Genomic DNA, 13,120 nt, shown 5'->3' with positions numbered 1-13,120 from the left:
CCTAGCCCAGTTTGATTCGGTTGATGTGCAAGTCCTTGAGCTCCATCCGGCCAAGATTCATTTCCGCCGCCAGACGGATGTGTCTTATTTCAGCAGGCTCAACTCCGAACAGCTTGGCTGCGGCCGCATCTGCGGCAACAGGATCAGTGGAAAGAACCTGCGCCTTCATTGCCATGACATCATTACCGGATATTCCCCTCGGGCCGTTACGCTTCATGACGTTATACGCGTCAACAACCGTCAGGTCCGGTTTGCGAAAGGACGCGAAGTCCGCAATACATTGATGAAGGTCATTGCGATGCCAGTACCAGCGATCCCAGACGACCCCCATGGAGTTTTTCATTCCGGCGGTAATTCTGGTGGAAGAATGGTCTTTGAGCACCGGCACATTGATAAAAACATCGGCATCAAGCAGGGCTTTATGGACCATTGTGCTCTTCAGCCTTTTCGCCTGCGGAACGGAGACCTCCCGATAGTATTCCTGACTGTCGGCTGAAATCACTTTTCCTCCGGCCTGCTCAACCGCTTTTCTGATTCCGCTGTTTATGTAGCATTGCCGCCAGTTATCACAGGTATGGTCAAAGACAACAACTTCGGCAGCTCCGGCCTCAACGCAGTGCTCCACAATCCTGCCGACAAGCAGAGGGTTGGTGTTTGCCCCCAGTTCCGGAGACACATCCCAACCAACATTCGGTTTTACAACAACCCTGCTTCCGCGGGTGACGAAATTCTGCATGCCGCCATAAGCATCGATAGCGGCATCAAACATGACATCGGGCTCACCGCCACGGACGGCGATCAGATCCCAGTGAGTATCTGGTTCGGAGGCAATGGCGGCAGACCAGAAACTGTCCACCCTGCCGAGCGCCAAAGTCGATCCGGCAACTATTCCGCAACTGACAACTTTTTTTATAAAATCGCGCCGATCCATAATGATTCCTCCCTGGTTATTAACCCATGTAGAAACAGTTAACGTTACGATCAACCTAATGCGTCAATACGGCTATATCCATGTTCCCAGCCAGCAGAGCTACGACAATAATTACCTTAATTAAGACCTTCCCACCAGGCGGTAAAATCATTCCCCGAACCGTCAAGATTTACCGGCTCGCCGATCTTCGGGGTAAGGAGATGGAAATCCCTGCCCCTACCGGCCTCAGCCGCCCGTATAAACGGCTCATCCCAGGAATGCGCCGAAATACAAAACCTGCCCACATGGGCAAGGAGCATGTTTTCAGCTCCGAGATCCTCGCAGGCACGCACAGCTTCTTCCGGGGTCATATGAATAAGGGGCCAGCGGGAATCATACTGCCCTCCATCCAATGCTGCCAGATTGAACTTACCGAATTTATTTGCGATGTCCTTGAAATGCGGCCCGTACCCGCTATCGCCGCTCAGAAAAATACGCCGCCCGTCAGCTTCAATGACAAAACCGGCCCAGAGGGTCTTGTTTTTGGAGAATGACCGGCCGGAATAATGTCTGGCCGGAACGGCCGAAACGGAAAGCCCGTTTTCATGATTTACAGTCGTATACCAGTCGACTTCGCGTATTCTATCTTTGGGATATCCCCAGAACTCGAAATATGCTCCGACACCCAGAGGGCAGATTACTTCCCTGACCTTTTGCTTCAGGGCAAGGACAGTATAATAGTCCAGATGGTCCCAATGGTCGTGAGTTATAAGCAGGCAGTCTATTTCCGGCATATCATCCGGGGTATAGAGATCGGTTCCCGGAAAAGTCTTATTCAGGAAGGAAAACGGAGCGGCGTGATCACTGAAAACGGGGTCCACAAGAATACGACTGCCACCCAATTGAATAAAATACGCTGAATGGCCCAGCCAGATAAGAACATCCTTGTTCCGGTCCAGAGCATCCGGACCGGAAAGATCGGTCCGCACAGTCGGAAGAGGCTCTTCCGGGCGCAACCGCTCCTTACTGGAAAACCATCCGTTCACAATAATCTTAATGGTGCTTTGCCCTTCCGCAAGAACCGTTGTCGGAATCTGATTCCTGAATTCTCCGTCAGAATAATTGGGTGACGATTCCAACCGGACAAGTTGATCACCTTCGGGAGTTTTTCCGAATTTTTCCTGATTGAGAATAGCGCATGCGGCCATCGTCAGGCATACGATAATGAGCAAAAACAGCAAAAGCATCCTGTGTCCCCATCTATACATTTTTTCACCACATCCGTTATGATATTTCCGAGTACGCTAATATCTTTTCATACAATACCTGCCGACCCGGATGCATGCGCAATTCTCCATATTTCTTGCCTGATCCTGCGGAAAAGAACTTTTTACGAAGCCAGAAACGTCCTTAGTCCAGGCATTAGGGCAGACACGAAAAATAAAAGCTGCACTATTTCTGCAAAAAAATATTACTTCCCGGAAAGTTCCTTTTCCCTTTCCGCCTCGGCAACGGTTTTAATGAATTTCGCCGGAACTCCGCCCACTATCGTGCCCGGAGCGACATCCTTTGTTACCACCGCTCCAGCCGCGACAATGGCGTCATCCCCGATGGTCACACCCTGCAGGATAGTGGAGCTTGAACCGATCCAGACATTTTTGCCGATTACGATCGGAGCCGGGTAGTTCAGCTGCCGCTTTTCCGGGGCATATCCATGATTGACAGTAGCGAGAACCACTTTGTGTCCGATGAGTGCTCCGTCTTTGATGGTGATCCCACCCTGATCCTGAAAATTGCAGCACGAATTGATAAACACGTTTTTCCCGATATGAATATTTTTCCCGAAATCAGTATAGAACGGTGGAAACACCATAAAAGTCTCGTCTACCTGTTTCCCGATAAGCTCCGACATCAGCTTTCGGGTCTCTTCCGGAGTATGGTATGAGCCATTCAGTTCTGCTGTTATGCGCATGGCTTCATTACTGTACTTCACGAGCAACGTGTGCTCTTCGGAACCGCCCTTTATGGGACTGCCGCTATCAAATATTTCCAGTAGTTGTTCAAGTTCCATTTTATGTCCTCTGCATTTGATCGGATTAAAAAAAGTATGGATACAGGTAGCTATCAACCTTTACCAACAATTTGAAACAGAAAATGCCCCTGAAGATTTTCAAGGGCATTTCCATGTCCGAGCAGACGAAATCCGCCCCGCTTTCACGGGTCCGCAAGAGTCTGCATCAGTATTCTATCCAGCGGCACCCGGAGAACCGCTGAATAGATTACCAGACCTTATGGTCTGAAATATTACAATACATTCTGATCATTAGATAGTAATCAGATGTTCATTATTTTTGATGAGTTCGGTTAAAGGAGCCCCCCAGAACTTCAGTTCAAGATCAAGAGCTTCAAGTTGAGCCTTTACTCCCAACTGATTTGCGCATGCTTCACAAGCGCTGAATTCAACACCGGCTTCTCTGGCATCAGCCATCAGCTGTTGGATATGGACATTTTCTGCTACAAGCTTTGCCGGAGCACCCCAGACAATCACCCGCACCTCGTCCCACCAGCCGTTCTTGATGGCATTGTGCGCATACATCATCACCATCAGTTCAGAAGTAACGGGATCGGCATTTGTCCACAACATATTCAATTTGTTACTCATAAATGTTCCTTCTTTTGGTAAAAACTAAACCAAAGCCCAAATCTCCACCTCATCCATATGTCGGATTTACGTAAAAAAAGACATCACTACCCTGCTTAGTAGTAATTCGGCAGCATGAGAATGGTGCAATGAGAATTTCCCTGCCTGGTTAATCGGAGTAGCAGGGAGCTGATTTTACAGGGGAACTAAAAAAGAAAACATGCAGCAAGTACAATCAACCGGGCAAAATTATGCATAACAACGAGCAACAGCCTTACGCTAGCCTGCTAAACATCATGAAATACATATGAAATATTAATTTTACATGAAGCATTTGAAGATCAGGGCGGCTATATTATTCAGGACACGAAAGATAAAAAAGCAAGAGGATCTAAATCCGGCAATCTATACCGTAACATATTAATTTTTAAATAAAATAATGAGAGAGAAGATGTGCTGCTTTAATCTTATCCACATATCCACCGACAAATCCCACAAAACAAAAAAGCGGTGCCCCGGATAAACCGGGACACCGCCGATCAACGCCTTAATCAAGATCAAAACGGTCTAAATTCATAACCTTATCCCACGCTGCGACAAAATCTCTAATGAACTTTTCCTTTGAATCTTCACAGGCATAAACTTCTGCAATAGCCCTTAGTTGCGAATTAGAACCGAAGAGAAGATCTACCCTCGTACCGGTCCACAGAAGATCGCCGGTGGAACGGCTTCGGCCTTCGAAAACATTGGCATCGGATGTCCCTTTCCACTCCAGGGACATGTCGAGCAGATTAACAAAAAAATCATTACTCAACGTTTCGGGATTTTTGGTAAAGACCCCGTGCTTTGCCTGCTTGAAATTCGAATCAAGCACTCTCAGCCCGCCGATAAGGACTGTCATTTCAGGCGCAGTCAAAGTTAGCAGTTGAGCCCGATCAAGCAACAATTTTTCCGCGGTTACTGCAAACTCGGATTTCAGATAGTTCCTGAACCCATCTGCTACCGGTTCAAGCACAGCAAAAGAGGCGGAATCTGTCTGTTCCTGAGAAGCGTCCATCCTTCCGGGAGTGAAAGGAACCTTAATTTCCCGCCCACCGTTTGCAGCAGCTTTTTCTATCGCCGCACATCCGCCCAAAACAATAAGGTCGGCCAGCGAAACCTTCTTTCCGGCAGAATCCCCGGCATTAAATTCCTTTTGGATATTACCCAATTCACGCAGAACTGTTTCCAGCTTGCCGGGCTCATTGACATCCCAATCCTTCTGCGGAGCAAGACGAATGCGCGCACCGTTTGCGCCGCCCCGCATATCTGAACCGCGAAAAGTGGAAGCAGATGCCCAGGCTGTGAAAACCAACTGCGACACGGACAGCCCGGTAGCCAATATCTTTTTCTTGAGCGTTGATATGTCCTGTCCATCAATCAGCGGATGATCAACCGCTGGAACCGGGTCCTGCCAGATGAGTTCTTCATCCGGAACCAGCGGCCCCAGATATCTGGAACGCGGACCCATATCTCGGTGAGTAAGTTTGAACCAAGCACGGGCAAATGCGTCTGCAAACACATCAGGATTGGCCAGATATCGTCTCGCAATGGGTTCATATACGGGATCGAATCGAAGGGCCAGATCCGCAGTTGTCATCATCGGTCGATGCTTCTTGCCGGGATCATGCGCATCAACAACCATGTCTTCATCATCAACGTCCTTGGCCAGCCACTGATTAGCTCCGGCAGGACTTTTAACCAGTTCCCATTCATATTTAAACAGCACCTTAAGGTATCCGTTATCCCAGGTGGTCGGTCTTGGTTTCCAGGCGCCCTCAATCCCGCTTGAGATGGTATCCCCGGCTTTTCCTCTGCCAAAACTGCTTTTCCATCCGAGCCCCTGCTCTTCGATTGGAGCCGCTTCCGGCTCCGGGCCCACATTGGAGGCATCACCGGCTCCATGGCATTTGCCGAAAGTGTGCCCGCCGGCAACGAGCGCGACAGTTTCTTCGTCATTCATCGCCATGCGGGCAAACGTTTCGCGGACATCGTGTGCAGATGCAACCGGGTCAGGATCACCGTCCGGACCCTCCGGATTAACATATATCAACCCCATCTGTACTGCCGCCAGCGGATTATCCAGATCACGCTCTCCGGAATACCGGCTGTGCGGCTTGTCACTTGTTGCCAGCCACTCTTCTTCTGCACCCCAGTAGATATCCTCTTCGGATTCCCAGATGTCTTCACGTCCACCCGCAAAACCGAACGGCTTCAACCCCATTGATTCAATGGCGCAATTGCCTGCGAAGATCATAAGGTCCGCCCATGAAATGCTGCGGCCGTACTTTTGCTTGATAGGCCAGAGCAACCTGCGCGCCTTATCCAAATTCACATTATCAGGCCAACTGTTCAGCGGAGCCAGACGCTGATTGCCTGTTCCTGCGCCCCCTCGACCGTCTCCCATGCGATACGTACCGGCGCTGTGCCAGGCCATGCGGATAAACAACGGCCCATAATGACCGTAATCAGCGGGCCACCAATCCTGAGAATCGGTCATTAACTTGAACAGATCCTGTTTAAGAGCAGCGAGATCGAGTTTTTTAAACTCGGCGGCGTAGTCAAAATCCTTATCCATCGGGTTGGATTTTGATGAATGCTGATGCAGGATATTAAGATTAATCTGATTAGGCCACCAATCCCTGTTTTGAGTTCCGCCTCCGGCCAGTTGTTTGCCTGTTTTACCTGTCACGGGGCACTTCTCACTGCTCATAACGAATCCTCCCTTTAAAAATATATTTCTTAAAAGAATATCCGAGTTCATAATGTTTGTGTAGCAATTTGTGGATTTAATCAGGCGCAATCAGAATTTATAGCAAATGCGGGAATGCTCCGCCCTTCGCCTGTAATTTTTTTCGGCCTATAAAATCTTTGTGGACGAGACACAGCGATCTTAAATCCAATTTTTTCTGATTTGGTCATGAAAAGCCGAGATGAGGACGTTAAATAGTCTTGAAACCGATTTTATGGCTATTGTGACTATTTATACTGCACAGTTGCTTACTCCCCAAAAACAATATAATAACATTGGCGCATTTATATTTGTGTTCAAAAAAACGATGCTCAGTCAAATACAATTCCCACAAACTCATTCTCAAAATTTATGTCTGAAGAAAAAGAAAAATTTGAAAATTCTGATTATAGGTATATTTCGGATCAACGAGCTCCTGTCAGGATGATTCTGCAATCCGATAAATGTGGTTTCAAACAAAAACCGTTTAACTTATTTGCAGCAGTTTTCACATGGTATGAAAGCGACATAATCGAAGCCACAATTAAAAATCTATATATGCAAGGCGTGGACACCGTTTTTATTATAGACAACTGCAGCCCGGACAACACAATGCAATGCGCTATTGAAGGCGGAGCTGTTTTGTATGATGAAATATATTCAGAAAAATTTTCAGATGAGCTTAAAGCTCAGACAATCACTGAACTTATCAACAATACTGCCAAAAACAGCCTTGTAGACCGATCATGGTGGATATTCTGTGACGCGGATGAATTTCCTTCAGCACCGGGTTATGCAACGATACGCGAAATGATCGCGGATCAGGATGATAATGTTCGGGTCATAGGTGGAACTTTCGCTAACCACTACCCACTTAATCCTCCATATAATGTACCTGGTTTTCATCCAGCTGATTTTCAATTTGAGGCTATCGACAGCGATGGATTTGCCGTTTATTGCAAAATGGCCCATGACAAACATAATATAATCAGATTTGACAGTGACGGGGTAGATATCAAGATAAAGGGAAGCTTTCACAGGTTCATTTCGAACACAAAACTTCTTGAATCCGATCACGCAGTAGTTATTCAACACTTCAATTTCCGGGCCCCTGATCACACCCTGCCGCGATTGGCAAAATTGGCTTTACCCGATGAAAACTGCAAATCCAGATTAGGTGGCAAAGAATATTATGACGCGCTGAAAAAAGGTGAAAATCCGCACATGTCATGGTACATCAGAAGATATTTTGTTGCCAGAGAGATGTATACAGAAAACCGGGACAGTGTTTTCTATAAACACCCGGTTTCCTACAAGCACCTACTCAACATTTTAAATCCCGGTTGCACTCAGACTCAACGATGGTACTCTGAAAATGATTTATTTAAAGCAGTATCATCCAACTACGAAATTGAAGTCTACAACAGCTGGCGTATTTCATATTCAATGGTTAACTCAGACCCAGAAGAATACATTCATATCTATAATTCATTATCCAAAGATGCAAAAACATTCCATCACGTTCATGCAATTAAAAGCTATGCGGCACTGCAACAACCAGAAAAAGCATTCGGTTTGCTCAAAGAAATAGTAAAAACCAACCCTTCAGTATCAATGCCTAAACTTGTGGAGATAGTGAAAAACAATCTTGGCAAGGGCAACGATATAGTGGCAAACTTTTCCGAGTCAACATACTTAAACAACTGACTAAAAGCACTTAAATTCCTCAAAGACCTGTACACGCATTCGAAGCATACTGATCCACACCACAACCAAGAAAGCAAATACTCGCCCACCCCCCCCAACCACAAGACCTCGCACATCGTGCTACTTTTTATAAAATTATCACAACACACCAATACATTCTATTGACTAGTAGCACTTGCGCGGTTAATGAGATATCAGATTAATTATTTACACATCCTGCGGGAAGGGAATTTCTGACCTCAAGGGCGAGTGTGTCGTGTTACGACGTGCCGCCTTTCTGCGTCTGCGTCGCCCTTCCACTCCCCGCTTTCTCTTTTCCTCAGGTAAATGAGGAGGCATAATGCCGTATTCCGTAGCCGTTCGTCTGGCCGAATCGCCAGCCAAGCCGGATTCTGTCGCTCAAAAAATTGTTCAGTGTCAGGGCAACACATTTGTCACCTGTATTCGTCTGGTAGATGGGCGGGTGGACAAAGCATGGAGCACCGGACGCATGATGCGAGACATAAATATGTTGCTGCAAAGAAAAAACGACAGACAAGGACGGCTCTGTTTCGCTCCCAAAGCACACTGTCTATGCAATGACGGCCATACTCTCGCCGCAATAAGGGCCGTTGAAAATTCCGCCGACGTAGTTCTGCCCGAAAGCGCAATCTTAGTGCGCGAATTGATTCAAGACATACGTTTTATTCAGACGCACCTGCAGCATTTCTATCAATTTCACCTTTCCGACTGGGTAAATTTAAAAGCTGCCCTACGCGCCGATCCGGTTAAAACAGCCCGCATGACATCTGTCTGGGGAGAAAATGCAACTCACTTTCGTTCCGTTCAGGACAATCTCCGCCCCCTGGCGGACAAAGAACTGAAATCGGTACATAGTTATGGAGAATACAGCGGCCGGGAAGAATTACACCTGCTGCTTCACGGACATGCTTTTTCATCTGTGCAAGCCGGTTTTTCCCTGCAAAAAGCCTTAAAACTGCTGGGCTGCACCCCGAAGGAGTTCAAAGCCTACCACATAGGAGGGCTCCCCGCCGACTTGAATTTAAACGCAGCAACCGTTGAAGAACTACGCGCCCACCTTGAAGAGTGCCGGGCATTCATCTGTAAAACCTTCCCTTCAGACTTGGCGAGGCTTGCTAAAGCCTATCCACATTTGGTCAGCCTGGGTAAAAATACATCTTTCATGGCGTATGCGAACGAAACAACCTGCAAATTGAAAATTTCAAAGGATCAGACGGCACCATGGGAACTCTCCCGCTACGAAAATCCGGTCGTCCGGGAAGAATGTGAACCACAGTGGAATGACATGGACCGCCGAAACTATCGGCTATCCGCCAAACAGGACAGACCTTTGTTCAGCTGGAATGCCCCCCGTTCTTTTTGGCTGCCTGCCCCGCGCCATAAAAATCTGGCGTGCGAAGTGGGACCGCTGGCACGAGTTCTTTGCGACTTAAGTGCTGAGCAAAGCGTAATGCAGCAGACTTTTTTGCGCGTTTCATGTGACTGTGGAATATCCATTAAAGACATGACTTCCATGATGGGCAGAGTCCTGTCCCGTGGGATAGAGTCCTCCGCTTTGATGGATTCTATTTGCAGCAGCGTGGACAAACTTGAATCTCTTGTAACAACAGAAAACCGGCATCACGTTGATTTCTCCCTACCCGCAGAAGGAACCGGGATAGGCCGTGTAGACGTGCCACGGGGTATTCTTACTCACACCGTACACTGGGATCGGAAACAAATAACCAAGCACGAATATCTGATTCCATCATTATGGAATTTTTCTCCACGCGACAGCAGGGGTGAGCCCGGTCCTTTGGAACACGCCCTTATGGGGACACCGGTATCAAACCCGGAATATCCTGTGGAAATCCTGAGGACTCTACATGAACTGGACCCATGCAACACCTGCTACGTATTGATCGAAGACCATAACACAGGTCTGACAACCGTGACCGCAGCCTAGCCCATAACGCCAAAGGAACTTGGAAGATGAATAGAAAAGATATTCTTGACGCCCTTCTGGATGAATCCGGACAGGAAACTCTGTTTGAAAAGGCGGACCGGGTACGCCGGGATCAGGTTGGAGATACGGCCCAACTACGCGGAGTGGTGCACTTTTCAAACTACTGCCGGTGTAACGACATCTACTGCGGACTCCTGAAGGACAATGACCAGTGTAAACGCTTCCGTATGACCGAAGACCAAATTGTCGAGACAGCCCTGTCCATTGCCGAGGCGGGGCTTAAGACTGTGGTTCTGCAATCTGGAGAAGACCCGCATTTCACTCGATCAACAATCTGCTCCATAGTCGAACGCATCATGGGAAAAGCGGATGTGGCCGTAACCTTGAGCCTGGGACAGCGCTCCCGTGAAGATTACGCCGCCTTCAGAAGCGCCGGTGCCGAGCGTTATCTCATGAAACATGAAACCATGAATTCCGATCTCTATTCACGCATGAGATCAGGCCTCAAACTGGTCGACCGCCTGCGGCTCATCGACACGCTGCGCGAACTCGGTTTTCAGGTCGGCGTGGGGAATATAGTCGGGTTGCCGGGCCAGACACCGGAAGACCTGTGTGAAGACATTCTCTTTTTTCAGGACTTCCAGCCGGACATGATCAACATAGGTCCCTTCATTCCCCATGCCCAGACACCGCTAAAAGATGATCCAGCAGGCGATATGGACCTGATGCTCAGGACTTTCGCGCTTACAAGGATAGTCACGGGCAACTCGCATATAGCCGCAGCAAACACAGTTGCCACACTGGACCCGGACAACGGGCAATTCAAGGCACTCACCAAGGGCGGAGCCAATGTTGTGATGCCAAATTGCAATCCGTTTTTAAAAAGCAAGACAGACAAAATCGAATATGAATTCCAGATTACCACCCACAAGCGCTATGTTTCCGTGGATGAAGCGAGAAACGTGCTGGCTCGGGCCGGAAGGACGGAAAACCATACCAAAGGCCATTCACTCAAACTGCAAGGAGCAACACTTTGATCAAGGTAGCCATTTACGGCAAGGGCGGCATAGGCAAGTCGACAGTAACCTCCGGCATTTCAGCCGCGCTGGGACTGAACGGTCATAACGTCATGCAACTGGGTTGTGACCCCAAAACAGACTCGACCATCAACCTGCTTGGAGGCACTCCCCCGCCGCCCATCCTGCAATACCTTCAGGAGCATGGAAAACCGGAAACCCTGGACGCCATCGCCCAGAAAGGTTTCGGCAATGTCACCTGCATGGAGATAGGCGGTCCCACTCCGGGCGTGGGCTGTTTCGGCCGGGGAATGCTTACAGCTTTCGACCTGCTTGATGAAATGAACGCCTACGATATCTACAAACCGGATGTGGTCCTCTATGACATTCTGGCCGATGTCGTATGCGGAGGAATTGCCGTACCAATGCGCGAAGGATTCGCAGACAAGGTCTGTATTGTCACTTCCGGAGAAAAAATGGCCCTGCTGGCCGCCGAAAACATCATTCTGGCCCTTCGCAACTTCGCGGACCGCAACTACGCCGAACTTGGCGGGCTGATCCTCAACTGCCGGGACATGGCCGATGAAGTGGAACGGGTGAAGGAATTCGCCCACAGGATGGATACCTCCATTATCGGCGTCATCCCTCGGGATACGACTATTCACAAATTTGAGGAGGAAGGAAAAACCATCGTGGAAGGAGACAGGACCCAGCCTACTTCGGAACGTTTTTTTGATCTGGCCCGGACCATCATTAATTTCGCCGAATAACCGGATATTATCAAGGCACCGCCAACACAGGAGAACAGATATGAATTTGGATGACACCCGGATAAGGGTGGAACAGCTTCGGGAAAAATCAGATTTCCCTTTTGCACCGCTTGAGGGCGTCGGCCCGAACCTGGCCGGATGGGGCGTGATTGAGACCTGCCTGTTGCTTCCTCAGTCCGTGGCAATCATGATCGGCCCCTCGGCCTGCCTGCGCCATTCCGCATTCATGGCCCACGCAAGGGGATTCACCGAACGTTTCCACATGCTCTGCCTGTCGGAACTGGATATGTCCATGGGCAACCATTTACCCAAAGTGGAACAGGGCATGGCGGATATTCTCTCGCGCCGGGAAGAAAAAGTCGCCTTTCTCATTGTCGGCTGTCCGGACTACATACTCGGCACGGATTTTACCGGAGTAATAAAACGGCTGGAAAAATCCACCGGCAAACGGATCATTCTCGGAGCCATGGCGCCAATCACCATCGGGCTCAAGGAATCTCCGTTCACTTCAGCCTATACTTCCTTTTATGAATTTCTCAAACACGAAGAGCGCAACCCGGAGGAAAACCGGATCAATCTGCTCGGAACCTTCATGCCATTGTCCGATTCCGGGGAATTCTATCAGGTTCTTTCAGCCGCAGGATTAAATGACGTAGTCCAGATTCCGCTTTGCCCGGACCTGGAAACCTTCTCCCGCATGGCCCATGCGCGGGCTTCGGTGGTACTTCATCCTCTGGCCAACGGATTAAGCGGAAAGCTGGAAAGTGAAATGGACATCCCCACCTGCTTTGCACCCACCTCGTATGGTTTTTCGACCATCAAAAAACAATATGAACTTGTCGGCGATGCGGTGGGCAAAGAACTGTATGTGGATGAAATTGCGGCCGATGCCCAAAAAGCCGCTCAACCGATGCTGGATAAACTGCGCAGTAAATCAGTCGCGGTCGGATGCAGCATCAACGGCAGCCCCTTCGAACTGACCCTCTTTCTTGTGGAGAACGGCATCAATGTTGATACCATGTTTGCGCGGGGAACCATCAAGCCCTATGAATGGAAATTAATTGAACAGCTACGCACGATCAAACCGGATATTCAGGTCTACAACGCCTCACATCCAGCCCTGTGCGGACAGACCTCCACCTTCGACCACATCGATGTGGCCTACGGAGTTGATGCAGGTATATTCTGCACCAATGCGGTCAACGTCCCCCTCTCGCGCTATCAGGAACAGAAATACGGCTATGAAGCCACCGGCTGGATGCTGGAACAAACCTGCGAAGCAATGGAAAATCCGGTCGACAACTACGATTGGATCTACGCCCACGATTTTCTTATATAAG

Annotated in this window: 10 protein-coding genes; 5 read left to right on the top strand and 5 right to left on the bottom strand. The window is 48.8% G+C overall.

Translation table 11 applies throughout. The features are described 5' to 3' along the window. Position 1: 1 nt before the first annotated feature. The 5 genes from ACKU4E_RS02030 to katG all read right to left on the bottom strand — a co-directional run bounded on the left by ACKU4E_RS02030 (position 2) and on the right by katG (position 6,303). Positions 2 to 931, bottom strand: coding sequence for a DUF362 domain-containing protein (locus ACKU4E_RS02030; RefSeq protein WP_320169423.1), 930 nt, complete (start codon positions 929 to 931; stop codon positions 2 to 4). A gap of 116 nt (positions 932 to 1,047) precedes the next feature. Further along, positions 1,048 to 2,157 carry an MBL fold metallo-hydrolase gene (locus ACKU4E_RS02025; RefSeq protein ID WP_320169422.1) on the bottom strand — a complete coding sequence of 370 codons (1,110 nt, stop codon included), beginning with the start codon at positions 2,155 to 2,157 and terminating at the stop codon, positions 1,048 to 1,050. Between the two features lie 224 nt (positions 2,158 to 2,381). Continuing rightward, positions 2,382 to 2,981 carry a DapH/DapD/GlmU-related protein gene (locus ACKU4E_RS02020; RefSeq protein WP_320169421.1) on the bottom strand — a complete coding sequence of 200 codons (600 nt, stop codon included), beginning with the start codon at positions 2,979 to 2,981 and terminating at the stop codon, positions 2,382 to 2,384. A 252-nt stretch (positions 2,982 to 3,233) separates the two neighbouring features. Next, complete coding sequence (locus ACKU4E_RS02015) at positions 3,234 to 3,572, bottom strand: DsrE family protein (RefSeq protein WP_320169420.1); 339 nt, start codon at positions 3,570 to 3,572, stop codon at positions 3,234 to 3,236. A gap of 526 nt (positions 3,573 to 4,098) precedes the next feature. Continuing rightward, the gene (gene katG, locus ACKU4E_RS02010; protein ID WP_320169419.1) at positions 4,099 to 6,303 is read right to left on the bottom strand and encodes a catalase/peroxidase HPI; all 2,205 of its coding nucleotides are present in this window, start codon (positions 6,301 to 6,303) and stop codon (positions 4,099 to 4,101) included. 390 nt (positions 6,304 to 6,693) lie between these two features. Between katG and ACKU4E_RS02005 the strand changes: the two genes are divergently transcribed. The 5 genes from ACKU4E_RS02005 to ACKU4E_RS01985 all read left to right on the top strand — a co-directional run bounded on the left by ACKU4E_RS02005 (position 6,694) and on the right by ACKU4E_RS01985 (position 13,119). Continuing rightward, positions 6,694 to 8,028: a glycosyltransferase family 2 protein gene (locus ACKU4E_RS02005; protein ID WP_320169418.1), complete on the top strand. Its 1,335-nt coding sequence runs from the start codon at positions 6,694 to 6,696 to the stop codon at positions 8,026 to 8,028. 340 nt (positions 8,029 to 8,368) lie between these two features. Further along, entirely contained in the window at positions 8,369 to 9,994 is a 1,626-nt protein-coding gene (locus ACKU4E_RS02000) for a nickel-dependent hydrogenase large subunit (RefSeq protein WP_320169417.1), read from the top strand. A gap of 26 nt (positions 9,995 to 10,020) precedes the next feature. Then, positions 10,021 to 11,031: a [FeFe] hydrogenase H-cluster radical SAM maturase HydE gene (gene hydE / locus ACKU4E_RS01995; RefSeq protein WP_320169416.1), complete on the top strand. Its 1,011-nt coding sequence runs from the start codon at positions 10,021 to 10,023 to the stop codon at positions 11,029 to 11,031. Then, complete coding sequence (locus tag ACKU4E_RS01990) at positions 11,028 to 11,780, top strand: nitrogen fixation protein NifH (protein ID WP_320169415.1); 753 nt, start codon at positions 11,028 to 11,030, stop codon at positions 11,778 to 11,780. The genes hydE and ACKU4E_RS01990 overlap by 4 nt, the downstream gene beginning before the upstream one ends. A 40-nt stretch (positions 11,781 to 11,820) precedes the next feature. Continuing rightward, entirely contained in the window at positions 11,821 to 13,119 is a 1,299-nt protein-coding gene (locus ACKU4E_RS01985; RefSeq protein WP_320169414.1) for a nitrogenase component 1, read from the top strand. The last annotated feature ends 1 nt before the right edge of the window (position 13,120 follow it).

This window comes from Maridesulfovibrio sp., from assembly GCF_963677005.1.
Taxonomy (GTDB): domain Bacteria; phylum Desulfobacterota; class Desulfovibrionia; order Desulfovibrionales; family Desulfovibrionaceae; genus Maridesulfovibrio.
The sequence above is the reverse complement of the archived record's forward strand: the minus strand, read 5'-3'. Positions and strand labels throughout refer to the sequence as shown.